Origin of the sequence: Streptomyces sp. NPDC091209 (assembly GCF_044757755.1) — a bacterium.
GTDB lineage: Bacteria > Actinomycetota > Actinomycetes > Streptomycetales > Streptomycetaceae > Streptomyces.
Window position 1 is genome coordinate 100,746 of record NZ_JBIVVR010000015.1, and the last position, 18,430, is coordinate 119,175.

Consider the following 18,430-nt stretch of genomic DNA (forward strand, 5'->3'; position numbering starts at 1 on the left):
GCCGTGTCGCGGAAGGCGTCGGCCGCCTTGCACTTCCAGGACTCGACACCGCACAGCGCCTCGACGTCACCCGCTTCACGCTGAATGTCGTTCGCCATGTCGCGGAGTGACCGGCCGAGCAGGGCGATGGCATCCGGGTCACCCGGTACCGGATCGCCGTCCTTGCCCAGCACGGACCACTCATGGGCTGGTGGACGGCTCACGTGGGCCCCGCGGCTGTTGACCCTTTCGTCGACCTCGCCGGTAACCGTCAGCCTCTTGAGCGCCGGGACCCCGTGCGAGTACGACGTCCACAGTCGCGCCTTGCCGTCATCGAGAGCCTTGAGGCGCCAACAGGGTGATTGTGCGGGGATCGCGAGGACCGTCCTGCGGATGTTGTGAAGGGCGTGAAGGGTGAAGGGGGTCGAGGGATGCAGGGGCGGTACGGCAACTCGGCTCTACCGGGCGGTTGGTGACGAAACGGGCGGCTGCCGGCTGTTGGCCTCTGTCCGGTCTTCGACACCCTCCTTAAACTCTCAGTAGGCTCGGTTCACCCCCGAACTCACGCCCTCCCCACTCGGCCCACGACCCCAGGACACCCGCCATGGCGCGACGCACCACTTCCAGTTCGACGGGCGGCTCGCCGGGTCCGAGGAATCGGACGCCGCAGCCCCTGCCCCGGCGTCGTCGGACGTTCGGGGACTTCGTGAAGGCGTTCGGGGCGTTCGTCGCCCTGCTGGTGCTGCTCGTCGGCGTGCCCGGCGCGCTCGTCGTCGCCGTGGGGTGGCCGCTGCCGCACGGAGCGCCCTCGCTGGACTGGCTCCAGCAGGAGATCACCGTCGGCACGTTCATCCACGTGCTGACGGTCATCGTGTGGTTCGCGTGGGCGCAGTTCACCGCCTGCGTGCTCGTCGAGATGAAGGCCGCGCTGTCGGGCGTCGGACTGCCGAACCGCGTACCGGGCGGCGGGCCGAGCCAGTTGCTGGCCCGTCAGCTCGTCGCGGCGCTCCTGCTCGTCGGCGCCGCCGCCGCGAGCTTCACGCCGGGCCTCTCGCAGCTCGGCCAGGGCCTGGAGGGCAACCAGCACGGGTCCGTCGCCGCCGCCCAGCAGACCCCGGGCCTCTTCGGGCAGCAGCGGGAGCAAGCGGCTGCAGGCGTCGCCGCCGCGGTCGCCGAACAGGCCGCCAACGCCGCTGCCCAGGCCGCGTCCCCAGCGGACAGCGGCACCTCCGCCCAGCACGGCGACACGAAGTACTACCGGATCCAGCCCCCCGAGGGCCGGCACCACGACTCCCTCTGGGAGATCGCGCAGCGGCACCTCGGCGACGGACGCCGGTACAAGGAGATCTACCAGCTCAACAAGGACCGTACGCAGCCCGACGGGTCCAAGTTGTCCGAGGCCAGCCTCATCCGGCCCGGCTGGATCATGGAGATGCCCGGTGACGCCCACGGCGGCGAGCTCGTCGAGATGCCCGACGCGGCGCCCGGGATCCCGGAACAGGTCCAGCAGCAGATCCACGACTACTCCAGGTCCGGCGACCACCAGCAGGCCGGCGGCAAGCAGGGCATCGGCAAGCAGGGCGTCGGCGGCAACCGGCAGAGCGACCAGGGCGACCGGGACACCGCGCACATCCACGTGCCCCAGCAGCGCGTCGGCGGCGAACGCGGCGCCGACGACGGCCGGCAGCCGGAACACGCCTCCTCCGGAGCCGCCTCGGACGCGCGCGACGAACAGGGCGAGCAGAACCAGCAGGGCGAGCAGAACCAGCGGCACCAGGACGGCGGGCGGAGTTCGCAGGTCTCCGGGGAGAGCGGGTTCGGTCTGCCCGAGGCCCTCGTCGGCGCGCCCCTCCTCGCCGCGGGCCTCCTCGGCGCCCTCGGCCGGCGCCGCCGCCAGGCCCTGTGGCAGTCGGCCCTCGGCGCGGTCGGCGGACGGCGCGGCATGGAGCCGCCGGTGCCGACCGGGTCCGCCGCGGACGCCCAGGACGCGTTGCTCGTCGGCGCCGACCCCGAGGCCGTACGCCTCCTCGATCTGTCGCTGCGCGGACTCGCGGCCGCTCTCGCCGCCGAGTCGCGTCCACTGCCGACCGTCTACGCGGCCTGGCTCGGCGGCAACGGCGATCTGCACCTCCAGCTCGCCCAGCCCGCCGGAAAGCCGCCCGCGCCGTGGCAGCTCGGCCAGGACCAGACGTTCTGGATGCTGGCACGGGCGGACGCCGAGCGGTACGAGGAGACCGACACCGCCGCCCCCTACCCGGGCCTCGTCAGCCTCGGCACCATGGACGACTCGCGGCTGCTGCTCAATCTGGAGGCCGTGCCCGGCATCGTCTCGCTGAGCGGGAGCGCGAGCGACCGCGCGGGCGTCTTCGCCTCCGTCGCCGCCGAGCTGGCCACCAACGGCTGGTCGGACCGCATGACGATCACGCTCGTCGGCTTCGGCGAGGACCTGACGCCGCTCGCGCCCAACCGGCTGCGCCACCTCGACGACGTCGAGGCGCTCGTCGAGACGATGGAGGCGGAGACACGGCAGCGGCGCGGGGCGCTGGGGGCCGCGGGCCACGACTCCGTGCTCACCGGCCGCACCGGGCCCGCCCAGCACACCCGTTGGGCCCCGCACCTCGTCCTCCTCGCGGTCGAACCGTCCACCGAGGACGCCCTCAAGCTAGCCGAACTGTCCGCCGACGCCGGGCGGTTGGGAATCGGCTATCTCGTCGGCACAGAGTCCGGCGAACTGCCGGGCGCCGCATGGGAGATGGAGATCACCCGCGAGGGCAAACTGCTCGCGCCGCTGCTCGGCCTCGAACTCGACGCGCAGATGCTGCCGGTCGCGCAGCAGCGGGCGGTCGTGGAACTCTTCGTCGAGGCGGACCCGGACGGCGGCCCCGACGGTCCGACGGATTCCCCGCCGTTCCTCGTCGACATCAGCGAACAGGGGCGGCCCGCCGTCTACGCGCGGCTGGTGGGCCCGTACGAGATCATCGGTCTGGAGACGCCCGACGGCGAACGCAGCCCGCTGCTCCACGAGGCGCTGGCGCTGCTCCTGCTGCACCGCGAAGGGGTGCACCCGCGGGTGCTGTCCTCCGCGCTGTGGCCGCGCGGCGTCACCGAGGACGTGCGCGACGCGCTCGTCGAGCGGTTGCGCGGCTGGCTCGGCAACGACCCCGACGGCACCCCCCGCCTCGGCGCCGACGCGACCGGACGGCTCACGCTCGCCAAGTCCGTCGTCTCCGACCTGGACGTGCTGCGTTCCCTCTACCACGAGGCCACGCAGGGCAAGGGAGTCAACAGCCGTGTCGTGCGCGGGCGGTTGCTCACCGACGCGCTCGTCCTCGTCCGCGGTCCGCTGCTCGCCGACCGTCCCGGCGGGCGCTACGGCTGGCTCACCCACGAGATCATCGACGCCCAACTGCCGCTGCTCGTCGCGGACATCGGCCTCGCTCTCTCCGCGTTCCATCTGGAGAAGGACCGGGCGGAGAAGGCCATCGAGGCGCTGAACGCCTCGATGAACTCGGCCCCGGCGGACGAGCGGCTCTGGAACGAGCTGCTGCGCGCGACGCACGCGACGGGGGACAGCGACCGGTTGAAGCGGCTCGCCGCCGATCTGGTCTCCCGCAGCGGGGCGCGGGGGCTGCCGCCCCGTACGGAGGCACTGCTCGACGAGCTGCTGCCCAATTGGCGAAGCGGCGCGGCCGCGGTGGGATGAGAAACGGCTGCCCCGATGATGCGGTCGCACCGGCGGGACAGCCACACCAGGTGATCCGGCCGTCCCGGCGAGGTGGACGCCCTTCGCGGGGCTGAGCGGCCGGGTTTGTAAGGCCGGGGCTGAGCGGCCGGGGCCGAGCCCGGTGCCGGGGCCGAGCCCGGCACCTGGGCTGCGGCCGTCGTAACGGATCTTCCTGGGGGAACGCGTGGATCTCTACCTCTGGCTCACCGTCGTCGCCGCGCTCTGGGGCGCGGCGGCCGGGCTCCTGGTGCCCCGGCCCGCGTACCGCTTCGCCGTCGAGCCGGACGAGCCGTGGCGGGACCGCTGTCCCGAAGGGCAGCCGATCACCGGGGCCGCGCGCGGTTGGCTGGGGCTCGCCCGTTCACCGGGCGGAACCCCGTACGGCCCGAGCGTGCGCCTGGTCTCGCCGGTCACCGCGCTGCTCTGCGCGGGCCTCGCCGTCGCGACGGGGACGCGTCCGGAGCTGGCCGTCTGGCTGCTGCTCGCGCCGCTCGGCGTCCTGCTCGCCGTGGTCGACTTCCGGGTGCAGCGGCTGCCGGACGCGCTGACCCTGCCGCTCGCGGTGTCCGCGCTCGCCCTGCTCGGGGTGGCCGCTGCCCTGCCCGAGCACGCGGGGGCGTGGCCGACGGCGCTGTTCGGGGCACTCGCCCTCGGGGGCGGGTACTTCGTGCTGTTCCTCATCAACCCGAACGGCATGGGCTTCGGCGATGTGAAACTGGCCCTCGGTCTCGGCGCGGTGCTCGGCTGGTACGGCTGGAGCGTGGTGATCCTGGGGACCTTCGCCGGGTTCCTGTTCGGCGGCCTCTACGGAATGGGGCTGGTGATCGCGCGGCGCGCGGGGCGCAAGACGTCGATCCCGTTCGGCCCCTTCCTGATCGCGGGGGCGTACGTGGGACTTCTGATCGGGGCCTACACGGCCTGACGTCGGCCGGCACCGCGGCCCCACACGGCCGGACGTGGGTCGGTGCGGCGGGCTTACGCCGCCTGACGTCGGCCCGCGCGGTGGGCTGGCGTAGGGTGGTTGCGTCTGTCCACAACCCTTACGAAAGGGACGCTCCCGGTGACCGAGAAGGCCGACCTTCAGTCCGTCCTCGACCGTGCCGCCGAGGGTGGGCGGATCACCCCGGAAGAGGCGCTCGTCCTCTACCGCGACGCCCCGCTGCACGCGCTCGGCGCCGCCGCCGACGCCGTACGCCGCCGCAGGTACGCGGGTACCGAGCACATCGCGACGTACATCATCGAGCGCAACATCAACTACACGAACGTGTGCGTCACGGCGTGCAAGTTCTGCGCGTTCTACGCGGCCCCCAAGGACACCGCCAAGGGCTGGACGCGCGACCTCGACGACATCCTGCGCCGCTGCGCGGAGACCGTCGAGCTCGGCGGGACGCAGATCATGTTCCAGGGCGGGCACCACCCGGACTACGGCGTCGAGTACTACGAGAAGCACTTCGCCGCGATCAAGGGCGCCTACCCCGAGCTGGTCATCCACTCCCTCGGCGCGTCCGAGGTCGAGCACATGGCCCGGATCTCCAAGGTGTCGGTGGAGGAGGCCATCTCGCGCATCCACTCCGCCGGTCTCGACTCGTTCGCCGGCGCCGGAGCGGAGCTGCTCCCCGCGCGCCCGCGCAAGGCGATCGCCCCGCTCAAGGAGAGCGGCGAGCGCTGGCTGGAGATCATGGAGATCGCGCACGGACTGGGCGTCGAGTCGACGTCCACGATGCTGATGGGCACCGGCGAGACCAACGCCGAGCGCATCGAGCACCTGCGGATGATCCGTGACGTACAGGACCGGACGGGAGGCTTCCGCGCCTTCATCCCGTACACCTACCAGCCCGAGAACAACCATCTGAAGGGCCGTACGCACGCGACGCTCTTCGAGTACCTGCGGATGATCGCGATCGCCCGCCTGTTCCTCGACAACGTCGCCCACATCCAGGGCTCCTGGCTGACCACAGGCAAGGAGGTCGGCCAGCTCTCCCTGCACTACGGCGCGGACGACCTCGGCTCGATCATGCTGGAGGAGAACGTCGTCTCCTCCGCCGGAGCCAAGCACCGCTCCAACCGCATGGAGATCATCGACCTGATCCGCAAGGCGGGCCGCGTCCCCGCCCAGCGGACCACGACGTACGAGCACATCGTCGTCCACGACGACCCGGCGAACGACCCGGTCGACGAGCGCGTCATGTCCCACATCTCCTCGACGGCTATCGAGGGCGGCACGGCGCACCCCGAGCTGAAGCTACTCGCCTCCAACTGATCCCACTGTGCTGACACTTCACGTAGCCGAGCAGTCGACCGGGACCTCGGTCCTGGTCGACGGGGCAGTCGTCGCCGCCGTCGGCCCGTACGAGGAACTGGCCGCCGCCCACCCGGACGCGAGGGTGCGGCGCTGGCCCGGCATCCTGACGCCGGGACTGCTCAACCCGTACGGCCCGGAGCTCCTGGAGGCCGTGTACCACCCGGACCCGCGCGAGGCCGAAGGCTTCGGCACGGAGCCCATCGGCGGGGAGCGGGCCAAGCGGATCTTCCGCGCCGATCCCGCACGCGTCGGCGCGAGCGCGCGGCGCGGGATCCAGCGGTTGCTGGCGCACGGCACGGTGGCGGTGGCCGGGGAGCTCACGTCGCGCGTCGTGGTCGACGCGGTGCGCAGGGTCGGTCTCGCGGTCGGACGGCGGCCGGACCGGCTCGCGGGTCCGGCGGCGCTGTCACCGACTCCGCTGATCCTGCTGCCGGGTCTCGTGCCGGGCGGTCCCGCCCGGTTCGCCGTGTTCGACGTGGCGGACCGCGCCGAACTGGTCCGGCGCGGTGCGGGTACCTGCGTGGCGACCGTGATCGGCGGCCGGCTGGTGTACCGGAGCCGCTGATCACGGCACGTGTCGCCGGCTCAGCCGGCGAACGCCTTCGCGAACGCCCCCGAACTCTGCTGCACACCACTGCAGTCGGTCGACGCGTTGCCCGCCGTCGCGCTGCCCTTCTTGCACTGCTGGTCCCGGAACGACGCCCACATCGACACCCAGGCGACCCCCTTCTTCTCGGCGAACGCCCGTACCTGCGCCGCGTCCGAGAGGCCGAACGTCTCGTTGGCCACGTCGTTGACGCCGATCATCGAGGTGAGCGCGAGCCCCTGCCAGGCGTCGGAGTCCGACAGCCCGAACACCTTCTTCAGCTGAGCGTGGGCTGCTTCCGCGGACGTGATCGCGTAGTCGCCCATGTCGGCGCCGTACGAACTGCCGTAGTTCATCGTCATGATGTTGACGGTCGAGACGTCCACGGAGTGGTCGTTGGCGGACTCGAGAAGCGCCAGACCGTCGGCGTCGAGGCCGGACGGCATCACGGGCAGAGTGAAGGAGACCGTCAGGCCGGGGCGCTTCTTCTGGAGCAGCGCGATGGCCTCGGAGCGCCGCGCGACCGAGCCGGAGGCGCTCAACTGGGCGCCCTCGATGTCGAAGTCCGCCTGCGTGGAGCCGGCCGCGTCCAGGGCCGCGCCGTAGGCCGCCGCGAGGGCGCTCGCGCTGTCGCACGTCGACGCCAGCTCCTTGCCGTCCGCGCCGCCGAACGACACCCGCACACTCGCGCCGGACTTCTTGAGCGCCGCTGTCCGGGACTTCACGGCCGTGTCGCCGATGGCGTACATCCCGTCCCACTTCGGCGTGCAGGCGGTGCCGTCGGAGATCACGAAGGCCAGGTTGTAGGTGGTCGGCGATCCCGCCGAGTCGGTGTCGACGGCGGTCGTGGCGCTCACGTACGGAGCGTACGAGGTGGCCGACGACTTGGCCGCGCCCGCGTTCGGGGACGCCGCGGCGGCCGTCGTCCCGCCGGGCCGCGCGGACGCCGCGTCCGAGGCGCCGCCGCCGGTCGAGGAGCACCCCGCACAGGCCAGGGCCACCAGGCAGACAACTCCCGCGGCCGGCCTCAGGAAACTCCGCATGGTGTACGCACCCGCTCTCGTGATGTCTCGCGATTTCTGTCCCAGGACGGAAACAAACGGTCGTTCCCCGACTGGAAATGTGTCACACCCGGACCGGATTGCCGAATGGAGATCATGCATCGGAATCACGAGAGAGAGTAGCGACAAACCGGGTGATTCGGACTTCGTAATGGTGCATATCTTCCATATCCATCGGTCCTGAGCTGCGCGGACATTCCTTGATTCTCATAGAGAAAATACAGGTTGGGCCATCCCTCATGGGCGGCTCACACGGAAGCCAGAGTTTTTGACACATAAACCCGTCCTACCGTCTGCGGAATGCAATCCGAGTCCGCCATCGAAAACCACGCCCAGGTCCGTGGCCGCCGCCGCAAACGCGGTGGCGGGACCGTGGACGGCCCCGTGTTCGTTGACAACTCCGGGCGCCGCGCCCGCCTGCTGAGCAGAATCGGCATGCTCGTCGGCGTCGTCTGCCTCGGCTACGCCGTCGTGCTCGGCATGGCCTTCATGGGCTGGGGCACCTCGCTGACGCCGTCCTCGCTCCTCCCCTTCGACGGCGGCCGGGCCGGCGCCGTACCCGGCGGTGGCTACGGCATCCAGCAGGGCGGCCTCGCCCCCAGCGGCGTACCGGGCGGCGCCCCGACCGGAGCGCCCACCGGCACCCCGCCGTCGGGTCCGCCCACCGGGTCCGCGCCCTCCTCCGCTGCCACGGCGACCGCCGGGGCGTCCGCCTCCACCGGCGCCAACTGACGGAGGCGGACCCACTCCCATGACCACGACGACGCCCGCGCGCGGCCGCCGGCGCGCCCCCTCCCGGATGGAGCGGGCCGCTGGCAAGGCCGCGGCGCTGCAGAAACCCCGTGTCATCCTCGCCCTGCTGCTCCTGCTGGCACTCGTCAGCGTGATGCTGCTCGACGGCTATCTGCGCTCCGAGATCGGCAACGACGCCCGGGTGCGCGACGGCGCGGCCTACGACAAGGTCCCCGAGAAGATCCTCGACGGCGGGCCCATCCTGACCTTCGCCAACGGTGCGGCGAGGACGCAGTCCGTGCCGAAGAAGACCATCGTGCTGACCTTCGACGACGGGCCGACCGCGAACTGGACGCCCGAAGTCCTCAAGGTGCTTGAGAAGAACGACGTCGAGGCCACCTTCTTCATGGTCGGCTCGATGATCTCCCGCTACCCGGACGTGGTGAAGACCCTGGTGGACCAGGGCAACGAGGTCGGCATCCACACCTTCACCCACGTCGACCTCTCCTACCAGAGCAGCGCGCGCCTCCAACGCGAGCTGAAGCAGACCCAGTTGGCCCTCGCGGGCGCGGCAGGCGTCACCACCACGCTGTTCCGCGCCCCGTACTCGTCGGAGATCAGCGCCGTCGACAACTACAGCTGGCCCGTCTACAAGGAGCTCGGCGGCCTCGGCTACACCAGCGTCTTCGTCGACACCGACAGCGACGACTGGAAGAAGCCGGGCGTCTCGAAGATCGTCCAGTGGGCGACTCCGAAGAACAACCAGGGTGCCATCGTCCTCATGCACGACGCGGGCGGCGACCGCTCGCAGACGATCGAGGCGCTCGGCACGTACATCAAGAAGATGAAGGCGAAGGGCTACACCTTCACCACGGTCAGCGGCGCCCAGGCCGAACTGAACCGGTCCGCGTCCCGGGCCGGCGGTACCGGAACGGCCACCGGTTCGACCCTGTCTCCCGGGCAGCGGGCGAACGGCGGACAGGCGAACGGCGGACAGGCGAACGGGCAGCGGACGGGCCCCGGTTCGGTGGCGGGCGGCACCGCGAGCGGGGCCGCGCAGGCCGCCCAGCGGAAGGCCACCGGCGCGACCCTCTACGAGGGCAAGGCGCTCGTCTACGCCGTGGCGGTCGCCGAATGGGTCGTACCGGCGCTGTCCTGGTTCCTCGTCGTCGTCGGCGTCGCCGTCATGGGCCGGTTCGCGATGATGCTGGTCCTCGCCCGCCGCCACCACCGGCAGCGCAACCGAGGCCGCGGCCGGGGCGGGAGGTTCAGCTGGGGGCCGACGGTCACCCGGCCGGTGACCGTGATCGTGCCCGCGTACAACGAGAAGGAATGCATCGCCAACACCCTGAGGTCGCTGGCGAGGAGCACGCACCCGATCGAGATCATCGTGGTCGACGACGGTTCCGAGGACAACACGTCCGAGATCGCCGAGTCGCTCGGCATGCCGAACGTCCGTGTCATCCGGCAGGAGAACGCGGGCAAGCCCGCAGCGCTCAACAACGGCGTCCGCAACGCCCGTTACGACATCGTCGTGATGATGGACGGCGACACCGTCTTCGAGCCGGACGCCGTGCACCAGCTCGTGCAGCCCTTCGCCGACCCGGAGATCGGGGCCGTCGCGGGCAACGCCAAGGTCGGCAACCGCGACACCATGATCGGCGCCTGGCAGCACATCGAGTACGTGATGGGCTTCAACCTCGACCGCCGCATGTACGACCTGCTGCGCTGCATGCCCACCATCCCGGGCGCCATCGGCGCGTTCCGCCGGGACGCGGTGCTGGAGGTGGGCGGCATGAGCGAGGACACGCTCGCCGAGGACACCGACATCACCATCGCCATGCACCGGGCGGGGTGGCGGGTCGTCTACCAGGAGCACGCCAAGGCCTGGACGGAGGCGCCCGGTTCGTTCAGGCAGCTCTGGTCGCAGCGCTACCGCTGGAGCTACGGCACCATGCAGGCGCTGTGGAAGCACCGCAAGTCCCTGACGGACAGGGGGCCTTCGGGCCGCTTCGGCCGCGTGGGAATGCCGCTGGTGGTCCTCTTCCAGATCGTCACGCCGGTGTTCGCGCCGCTCATCGACGTGTTCACCGTCTACTCGATGATCTTCGTGGACTTCCGGGCCGCGCTTCTCGCCTGGCTGGCCGTCCTGGCGGTCCAACTGGTCTGCGCGGCCTACGCGTTCCGGCTCGACCGGGAGAAGTACCGCTACCTCGCGATGCTGCCGCTGCAGCAACTCGCCTACCGCCAGATGATGTACCTGGTTCTGATCCACTCCTGCGTCACGGCCCTGACCGGCGGCCGCCTCCGCTGGCAGAAGCTCAAGCGCACGGGCGAGGTCGGAACCCCGGCAGGAGTGAGCTAGATGACCTGGGGCGCGGAACAACAGGGACAGCAGGGCTACGACTACGGATACGGCCCCGGATACGGGTACGACCCCGGCTATGACCCCGGGTACGGGCAGCCGTACGACCAGCCCCGGCCGTACGGACAGCGGCCCGAGCAGCCGACGCAGTACCAACGACCGGTGCCCTACCAACAGCCGATCGGATACGAGGAGCCGGTCCCGTACGAGCAGTCGGTTCCGTACGAGCAACCGGTCCCGTACGAGGAGCCGGCGCCGTACGAACAGCCGGTGCCGTACGAGGAACAGTGGCAGTACGGTCCCGAGGCCCCACCCCGGATCGCTCCCCAGGCTCCTCCCGAGACCTCTCCGGAGGAGTCTGCCCCGACGGCGACGGCGACGGCGACGGGGGCGGGGGCGGGCGCGGGGACAGCGACGGAAGCAGCGCCAGCGACGGACACGGCCGACGCGTCAGCGAAGGCGAGAGGCGCCGGGGGCCGCGACCGCTATTTCGACGCCCTCCGCGCCGTCGCCCTGGTCCGCGTCGTCACCTACCACACCTTCGGCTGGGCCTGGGCCGGCCTGGTCTTCCCGTCGATGGCCGTGATGTTCGCGCTCGCCGGGACGCTGATGGCCAAGTCCCTGGAACGCCCCGCGTTCAAGGTGGTCAGAAGCCGGATGCGGCGACTGCTGCCGCCGTTCTGGTTCTGGGGCTTCTTCGTCGTGACGGCGATGCTGATCCACGGCTGGATGCCGGGCTGGCAGATCGTGTTCTGGGTCGTCCCGGTCGGCGATCCGCCGGGCGACCAGTGGGGCGTGCAGGCCTGGGAGATCCTCTGGTACCTGCGGACGTACCTCTGGTTCGTCCTGCTCTCCCCGCTGCTCCTGAAGATCTTCCGCAAGGCCCCGATCCCGGTGCTGCTGCTCTCGCTCGTCCCGATCGTGGTCTTCCAGTACGGCTGGCAGCCGTCGTACGACCGCTTCGGCAGCGCCCTCACGGACCTCGCCACCTACCTCTTCTGCTGGCTCGTCGGTTTCGCGCACCGCGAGGGCGTGCTCCAGCGCCTGAAGCCGGCCGCGGTGGTCCTCGCCTCGCTGGCGGCCCTCGCGTACGGCGCCTGGTACGCCCTGGCGCACCAGGCGGAGTTCGGCACCTACGACCTGGATGAGGTCCCCCTCGCCCAGGCCTTCTGGTCGGCGGGCTTCGTGACGCTGCTGATGTACTTCAAGGCGTACTACGACGTCGACTTCGCGTGGCTCGCGCGCTTCAGGCGGCTCGACCGCACGGTGACGATCTTCAACGCGCGTGCGGTGACGATCTACCTCTGGCACGAGATCGCGCTGATACTGGCCGTCCCGCTGATCGACCAGTTCTGGAACGTGCCGGCCTTCGAGAAATGGCTGCCCCTGGAGAGCCAGTGGTTCATGTTCGCGATCGGCTGGGCCCTGATCTGGATCGCGATCCCCCTGTTCGGCTGGGTCGAGGACGCGGCAGCCCGAAAGAAGCCCCGCCTGCTGCCGTGACGACCGCCCCGCGGGCTCCGGGCGGGCCGACCACGAGGGGAACCCCGGTGACAGCCGGAAGGCGCCCTACCCTCCCCAGGTTCAAGGGGGCGGGTGCGGCGCTTCCCTGTACCCCGGAAGCAGGCTCTGACCTGCTCGAAGAACCACCCGGAGGGAGCGTCCCGAACAGGTGGCCCCGACAGCGCCCGAATCTGCGGCCGGGCGCCGGAGAGTCGACCGGCCCGTACTGCCACAATGGGACCGTGACCCGCGCATCCCTGGACAAGCAGCCGCACGAAGTCGCCTCGATGTTCGACGACGTGGCGGAACGGTACGACCTGACGAACGACCTGCTGTCGCTCGGCCAGGACCGGGTGTGGCGCAAGGAGGTCGCCAAGGCGGTCGACGCGCGCCCCGCACAGAAGATCCTCGACCTCGCGGCCGGCACGGCGACCTCGTCGCTCCCCTTCGCCCGCACCGGCGCGTACGTCGTCCCCTGCGACTTCTCCCTCGGGATGCTCCGCGTCGGCAAGCGAAACCACCCCTGGCTGCCGCTGACGGCCGGTGACGCGACCAGGCTGCCCTTCAAGGACGACACGTTCGACGCCGTCACGATCTCCTTCGGGCTGCGCAACGTGCAGGACACCGACACCGCGCTCCGCGAGCTGTACCGCGTGACGAAGCCCGGCGGGCGTGTCGTGATCTGCGAGTTCTCGCACCCGACCTGGGCGCCGTTCCGCACGGTCTACACCGAGTACCTGATGCGCGCGCTGCCCCCGGTCGCCCGTGCCGCCTCCTCCAACCCTGACGCGTACGTCTACCTCGCCGAGTCCATCCGCGCCTGGCCGACCCAGCCGGAACTGGCCGAGCGGCTGCAGAAGGCCGGCTGGTCGAAGGTGGCCTGGCGCAACCTGACGGGCGGCATCGTGGCCCTCCACCGGGGCTACAAGCAGGCCTGAACGGCCCGGCCCGCCCACACCCCGACGGCAGCCCGGACCGGCACGGCAGCCCGGACCGGCCACCCGAGACCTGAGGACCGGCCACCCGAGGACCGGATACCGGAGAACCGGCCACCCGAGAACCGGGCACCTGAGAACCGGCCGGCTACCTGAGGATCTCGAACGGGTCGCCCGGCTGGTCGAGTTCGCGGCGGAGCCCGCCCGACGGCGGCAAGGGCGGCCGGGGTTCACGCACTCCGGCGCCGCCCTCCGCGTCCCCGAGGTCGAACCACACGGTGACGACGGCTCCGCGCGGCACTTCGGCCCCGGGCTGCGGAAATTGTCGTACGACGTAGTCGACGACCGTCCGATGGAAGTCGGGCCGGTCGGGCGCGGCGAGCAGTACACCTCGCGCCTCTGCCGTCTCACGCGCGTCCACGGCCATCAGACCGACGAGCCGCGGTACGCGCACTTCGGGTGTCTTGGGTGTTTTGCGCACAGACGTCACCCCCAGCGGTACCGGAAGCGTAAGCCTCGCCCGTGCCCTTCCGGAAGCCGTGAGAAGGCCTGCCGGACTCCTTCAGAGGGCCAGTCGGTAGCAGTGGCCCTCCTGCGTCGACGAGGGCAGTGCGAACCGCTCCGCGAGCTCCATGCCGAGCCGTTGGGTCACCGCGATGGAACGGGCGTTGGCCGCGTTGACCACCGCGACGACGTCCGTGACGCCCGCCGCGCGGACCCGCTCCAGAGTGGTCCGGGCCGCCGCCATGACGTATCCCTTGCCCCAGCCGCCAGCCGATCTCGATCTGTCCGGCCGGCCCCCACGCGTGTGGCCACGGCTGCGCGCCCGTGAAGCCCAGCACCTCGTCCCCGGGGCCGACCATTGTCCACAGGCAGAACCCGTACTCCGCGTCGTGCCGCCGCTGGCGCGCTGTCAGTTCCTCGTACACGGACGGCTCGGCCGCGTGGCCCCTGAGGAACTCCATGACCTCGGGGTCGTCGAAGACCCGGTGCCACGCGAGAGCGTCCTCGTCGGTGGGGACGCGCAGTCGTACATCGGGCAGAGCTCGGTTCACGGGGCAGCCCTTCAGCCGGGTGATCGGTACCGCTGCATAGACTGCCCATGTCCAGTGCCCGTCGGCACGTTGATTTCGAGTCTTGGGGAGACCCCGCCGTGACCGAGCCCCAACCCCTCTCCGAAAACACCGCCGACGTCATCGTCGTCGGGGCCGGGCCAGCCGGTTCCACCACCGCGTACTACCTGGCGAAGGCGGGGCTCGACGTCCTGCTCCTGGAGAAGACGGCCTTCCCGCGCGAGAAGGTCTGCGGTGACGGGCTGACCCCGCGCGCCACCAAGCAGCTGGTGTCGATGGGCATCGACATCTCCGAGGAAGCCGGCTGGCTCCGGAACAAGGGCCTGCGCATCATCGGCGGCGGTATGCGCCTCCAGCTCGACTGGCCGGATCTCGCCTCCTTCCCCGACTACGGACTCGTGCGCAAGCGGGACGACTTCGACGAGCAACTGGCGCGGCAGGCGCAGAAGGCGGGCGCGCGGCTGTACGAGCGCTGCAACGTCGGCGCCCCGATCATCGACGACCGCACCGGCCGTATCACCGGCGTGCACGCGAAGCTGGGCGACGCCGACTCCAAGGAGAAGCGGGAGGTGACCTTCCACGCCCCCCTGGTGGTGGCGGCCGACGGCAACTCAACCCGCCTCTCCCTCGCGATGGGCCTGCACCGCCGCGAGGACCGCCCGATGGGCGTCGCCGTCCGTACGTACTTCACCTCGCCGCGTCACGAGGACGACTACCTGGAGTCGTGGCTGGAGCTGTGGGACCGCCGGGGTGCGGAGGACCGTCTGCTGCCCGGCTACGGGTGGATCTTCGGGATGGGCGACGGAACCTCGAACGTCGGCCTCGGGGTCCTCAACACCTCTGACTCCTTCAAGGAGCTGGACTGGCGCGAGGTCCTGAAGGCCTGGTGCGCCTCGATGCCGGAGGACTGGGGCTACACCCCCGAGAACATGACCGGCCCGATCCGCGGCGCCGCCCTCCCGATGGCCTTCAACCGTCAACCGCACTACACCAAGGGCCTGCTCCTGGTGGGTGACGCCGGCGGTCTGGTGAACCCCTTCAACGGCGAGGGCATCGCCTACGCCATGGAGTCCGGCCAGATCGCCGCCGACGTCATCGTCCAGGCCCACGCGCGCGCCACCCCGGGCCAGCGCGAACTGGCCCTCCAGCGCTACCCGCGGGTCCTCAAGGACACCTACGGGGGCTACTACACGCTCGGCCGCGCCTTCGTGAAGCTCATCGGCAACCCGAAGGTCATGAAGATCGCCACCCAGCGCGGCCTGAGCCACCCGATGCTGATGAAGTTCACGCTGAAGATGCTCGCCAACCTCACCGACCCGACGGGCGGCGACGCGATGGACCGCATCATCAACGGCCTCTCGAAGGTGGCCCCGAAGGCCTGACCGGACCGGGGCGCCCGAGCGGTCACCGGGACAGCTCCGACTCCTTGGCGGCGCGACGGGCCACCACCCGCTCGCGCCGCTCGGCCACCTGCCGCAGGGCGTCCTTCCGGTCCCGCCGGGAGAGCCGGTCCAGGTAGACCTGTCCGTCGAGATGGTCGCTCTCGTGCTCCAGGCAGCGCGCGAAGTACCCCGTCCCCTCGATGACGAGCGGGTTCCCGTCCTTGTCCACGCCCCGCACGACGGCCCGGTCGGGACGGGGTACGTCCACGACGGCCCCCGGGACGGACAGACACCCCTCGCCCTCGTCGAGGAGGCGGCGGCCCGAGGGCGCGAGCCGCTCCAGGACCGGGTTGGCGATGTGGCCGACGTGCCGGACCCCGTCGTCGTCGGGGCAGTCGTAGACGAAGAGCCGCAGATCCACACCGACCTGGTTCGCGGCGAGGCCGGCGCCGTCGGCGACGTACATGGTCAGGAACATGTCGTCGATGAGCGCGGCGAGATCGGGGCCGAACTCGGTCACGTCCCGGCAGGGGCGGTGCAGGACCTCTTCCCCGACCTCGGTGATCCGCCGGACCGTTCCGCGTCGGGCCTCCGGCGTGAGAGGCGGGTACGAGTCGACCGGGCTTCCCTGGACGAACACACGGGGCATCGCTGTCTCCTTCGGGTGCGCGGGCACCGCGGCCGGCGGCGGTCCGCCACCCTCCGGCGCCGGTTCCCACCCTGGCGCATGCCGCCGCACGGCGTGCCCGAACAGCCAGGAGAACCCCCTCCCGGACCGGGCACCGGAGAACCGCCTCACGGACAGCCCGAAGGGCCGCTCCCCGCACAGGAAGCGGCCCTCCGGAAGACACCCGCGGGTCAGAGCACGCGCACCGCGCCCGTCGCCGGGTAGCCCGAAAGGTCCTGGATCACGACACCCTTGGACGGGTTGGCCGCGTCCAGGTACTGCCCGTTACCGATGTACACACCGACGTGGTACGCCGAACCCGCCGAACCCCAGTACAGAATGTCGCCGACCTGAACATTGGACAGCGAAACCGGCGTACCGGACACCGACTGGTCCTGAGAGACACGCGGCAGGTCGACGCCGACCTGCTTGAACGCCGCCTGCACCAGGCCGGAGCAGTCCCACGCGTTGGGTCCGGTGCCGCCCATGACGTACGCGTCGCCGACCTGCGCCTTGAGGAACGCGATCACGGTCGCGACGCTGCCGCTGGCCGGGGCCGCGACGTTCGTGGACGTGGAGGCGCTGGCGGACAGGACGGTCCGCGCCGAGGAGCGCGAGACGGCGTCGGCCGCTGCGGCCTTGCGCGCGGCCTCGGCCTTCTGCTTGGCCTCCGCCTTCTTCTTGGCGTCGGCCAGGTCGGCCTTGGCCTGCTTGGCGGCCTTGGCGGCGGCCGCGTCGCGCTCCGCCTGCAGCTCGTAGTTGGCCGCGGTCTGCTGGGTGGCGTCCGCGGACTGCGCGACCTGAGTGGCCAGATCGGCCGTCAGGGTCGGCAGTTCCAGGGTCTGCGTCACGGGCTCGGCGGCGTTCGCCGAACCCGCTGCCCCGGCCACTGCCAGGGTGCTGAGGACGCCACCGGCAACTCCGGCGCGCATCGCGAGCGACGGGGCGTTGCGGCGGGGTTTCCGGTGGCTTCGTATGTGTGCGGTGTGGGACATGGGTACTAGCGGTACCAGGGGCTCCCTCATACCTTCAAGAAACGTGTGGTGCGCCACAGTTGTTCAATCGACGGCCGAATTCGTCGCGCGTCACTCTTTATTGACGCCGTAACGGGCATTGCGGACACCGTCCATCAAGCCCGTGATCATGGCCTTTCGGTATTACGTCCGGATTGCCCGTCACCTACCACCGGTTGAAACCGATGGCCAAGCCCGGCTTATCTGACCCATAGGTAGATGTGGCGCAGGTCACGGAACGGTCACTCGGGCCGCCGCGTCCCGCGCGTGAACCCCGGCCGCCTCCCGGCCTGCCCCCGCTCGTGAACGCGTGCACGTGTCCACATCCGTCCACCGGTCCCCCTGAAGTGTGAACGCGGCCCTCTATCAAGGGGGTGCGTCCAGCGCCAATTTGCATGCAGCGGAAGTCTCTTGATATTGAGACGCCCCCCTGGGCCTGCGGCGATGAACGAAAATGTCACGTCTGGTGACCGACCTGACGCTTCGCGTGTGAAGATCACTTCTCATCCGACTTCATGATCGTTCGTCAGGTGGTGGAGATCACAAAGCTTGTGCAATACCCCGTGTCGCAGATCACAGACCGCCGGGCATAAGATGCGAGGCAGTTGGGCTTGTGACCTGCTTCACATGTCCGTGATCTTCGCCGGGACGGGCGGGGTCCACGGTGCTGGCGAGGCAGGGGTGCAGGCTCGCCGAAACCGCCACCAGTCAGTGCCGACTGAGAGGAGCGAGGAGCGTGAACGCGTATGCGCCGATCCTCGTACTGGGAGCCCTCGGGGCAGGCTTTGCGATCTTCTCCGTGGTCATGGCCACGCTGATCGGTCCGAAGCGGTACAACCGCGCCAAGCTCGACGCGTACGAGTGCGGCATCGAGCCGACCCCCACGCCGGTCGGCGGCGGGCGTTTTCCCATCAAGTACTACCTGACGGCGATGCTCTTCATCGTCTTCGACATCGAGATCGTCTTCCTCTACCCCTGGGCCGTCACCTTCGACGCCCTGGGTGTTTTCGGGCTCGTGGAGATGCTGCTCTTCGTGCTCACCGTCTTCGTGGCGTACGCGTACGTATGGCGGCGCGGCGGCCTGGAATGGGACTGAGGGGCCTTTAAG

The 18,430-nt window shown here is 70.5% G+C and carries 14 protein-coding genes and 1 pseudogene; 10 read left to right on the forward strand and 5 right to left on the reverse strand.

The genetic code is table 11. The features are described from left to right. Positions 1-583: 583 nt before the first annotated feature. From ACIQRL_RS34230 to ACIQRL_RS34245, 4 genes are all read left to right on the forward strand, one after another. Entirely contained in the window at positions 584-3,682 is a 3,099-nt protein-coding gene (locus ACIQRL_RS34230; RefSeq protein ID WP_401338883.1) for a BTAD domain-containing putative transcriptional regulator, read from the forward strand. A gap of 205 nt (positions 3,683-3,887) precedes the next feature. Then, positions 3,888-4,625 carry a prepilin peptidase gene (locus tag ACIQRL_RS34235; RefSeq protein WP_401338885.1) on the forward strand — a complete coding sequence of 246 codons (738 nt, stop codon included), beginning with the start codon at positions 3,888-3,890 and terminating at the stop codon, positions 4,623-4,625. 138 nt (positions 4,626-4,763) lie between these two features. Further along, positions 4,764-5,963, forward strand: a complete 1,200-nt coding sequence (gene mqnC, locus ACIQRL_RS34240) for a cyclic dehypoxanthinyl futalosine synthase (RefSeq protein WP_401338887.1) — start codon at positions 4,764-4,766, stop codon at positions 5,961-5,963. 7 nt (positions 5,964-5,970) lie between these two features. After that, a complete protein-coding gene (locus tag ACIQRL_RS34245; RefSeq protein ID WP_401338889.1) occupies positions 5,971-6,570 on the forward strand; it encodes an imidazolonepropionase-like domain-containing protein in 600 nt (199 codons plus the stop codon). Between the two features lie 20 nt (positions 6,571-6,590). Here ACIQRL_RS34245 and ACIQRL_RS34250 read toward each other — a convergent pair whose 3' ends face one another. Then, complete coding sequence (locus ACIQRL_RS34250) at positions 6,591-7,634, reverse strand: chitinase (RefSeq protein ID WP_401338891.1); 1,044 nt, start codon at positions 7,632-7,634, stop codon at positions 6,591-6,593. A 318-nt stretch (positions 7,635-7,952) separates the two neighbouring features. On the opposite strand from ACIQRL_RS34250, the gene ACIQRL_RS34255 reads away from it, so the two are divergent. The 4 genes from ACIQRL_RS34255 to ACIQRL_RS34270 all read left to right on the forward strand — a co-directional run bounded on the left by ACIQRL_RS34255 (position 7,953) and on the right by ACIQRL_RS34270 (position 13,190). After that, positions 7,953-8,384: a hypothetical protein gene (locus ACIQRL_RS34255; protein WP_401338893.1), complete on the forward strand. Its 432-nt coding sequence runs from the start codon at positions 7,953-7,955 to the stop codon at positions 8,382-8,384. A 19-nt stretch (positions 8,385-8,403) separates the two neighbouring features. Beyond that, positions 8,404-10,749, forward strand: coding sequence for a bifunctional polysaccharide deacetylase/glycosyltransferase family 2 protein (locus ACIQRL_RS34260; protein ID WP_401338896.1), 2,346 nt, complete (start codon positions 8,404-8,406; stop codon positions 10,747-10,749). Beyond that, on the forward strand, positions 10,750-12,252 hold the full coding sequence (locus tag ACIQRL_RS34265; protein ID WP_401338898.1) for an acyltransferase family protein: 1,503 nt from the start codon (positions 10,750-10,752) through the stop codon (positions 12,250-12,252). A 242-nt stretch (positions 12,253-12,494) separates the two neighbouring features. Further along, positions 12,495-13,190 (forward strand): demethylmenaquinone methyltransferase, encoded by a 696-nt coding sequence (locus ACIQRL_RS34270; RefSeq protein WP_261704917.1) that lies wholly within the window; start codon positions 12,495-12,497, stop codon positions 13,188-13,190. Positions 13,191-13,335: 145 nt separating this feature from the next. Here the strand turns inward: ACIQRL_RS34270 and ACIQRL_RS34275 are convergent, their stop codons facing one another. Further along, entirely contained in the window at positions 13,336-13,668 is a 333-nt protein-coding gene (locus tag ACIQRL_RS34275) for a PASTA domain-containing protein (protein ID WP_401338901.1), read from the reverse strand. A gap of 81 nt (positions 13,669-13,749) precedes the next feature. After that, positions 13,750-14,242, reverse strand: a pseudogene (locus tag ACIQRL_RS34280) (GNAT family N-acetyltransferase). A 98-nt stretch (positions 14,243-14,340) separates the two neighbouring features. Here ACIQRL_RS34280 and ACIQRL_RS34285 point away from each other — a divergent pair. Beyond that, positions 14,341-15,642 (forward strand): geranylgeranyl reductase family protein, encoded by a 1,302-nt coding sequence (locus ACIQRL_RS34285; RefSeq protein ID WP_401338903.1) that lies wholly within the window; start codon positions 14,341-14,343, stop codon positions 15,640-15,642. Positions 15,643-15,664: 22 nt separating this feature from the next. On the opposite strand, the gene def is transcribed toward ACIQRL_RS34285, so the two are convergent. Then, a complete protein-coding gene (gene def / locus ACIQRL_RS34290) occupies positions 15,665-16,291 on the reverse strand; it encodes a peptide deformylase (RefSeq protein WP_401338905.1) in 627 nt (208 codons plus the stop codon). Positions 16,292-16,500: 209 nt separating this feature from the next. Next, positions 16,501-17,334 (reverse strand): C40 family peptidase, encoded by an 834-nt coding sequence (locus ACIQRL_RS34295; RefSeq protein WP_401338907.1) that lies wholly within the window; start codon positions 17,332-17,334, stop codon positions 16,501-16,503. A gap of 724 nt (positions 17,335-18,058) precedes the next feature. On the opposite strand from ACIQRL_RS34295, the gene ACIQRL_RS34300 reads away from it, so the two are divergent. Next, positions 18,059-18,418, forward strand: a complete 360-nt coding sequence (locus tag ACIQRL_RS34300) for an NADH-quinone oxidoreductase subunit A (RefSeq protein WP_037627175.1) — start codon at positions 18,059-18,061, stop codon at positions 18,416-18,418. The last annotated feature ends 12 nt before the right edge of the window (positions 18,419-18,430 follow it).

What these genes read in the sequence shown, in the direction of transcription:
- ACIQRL_RS34260 (WP_401338896.1), top strand. Translation starts at nt 8,404, where the DNA reads ATGACCACGACGACGCCCGCGCGCGGCCGCCGGCGCGCCCCCTCCCGG.
- ACIQRL_RS34250 (WP_401338891.1), bottom strand. Translation starts at nt 7,634, where the DNA reads ATGCGGAGTTTCCTGAGGCCGGCCGCGGGAGTTGTCTGCCTGGTGGCC.
- ACIQRL_RS34255 (WP_401338893.1), top strand. Translation starts at nt 7,953, where the DNA reads ATGCAATCCGAGTCCGCCATCGAAAACCACGCCCAGGTCCGTGGCCGC.
- ACIQRL_RS34230 (WP_401338883.1), top strand. Translation starts at nt 584, where the DNA reads ATGGCGCGACGCACCACTTCCAGTTCGACGGGCGGCTCGCCGGGTCCG.
- ACIQRL_RS34265 (WP_401338898.1), top strand. Translation starts at nt 10,750, where the DNA reads ATGACCTGGGGCGCGGAACAACAGGGACAGCAGGGCTACGACTACGGA.
- ACIQRL_RS34295 (WP_401338907.1), bottom strand. Translation starts at nt 17,334, where the DNA reads ATGAGGGAGCCCCTGGTACCGCTAGTACCCATGTCCCACACCGCACAC.
- def (WP_401338905.1), bottom strand. Translation starts at nt 16,291, where the DNA reads ATGCCCCGTGTGTTCGTCCAGGGAAGCCCGGTCGACTCGTACCCGCCT.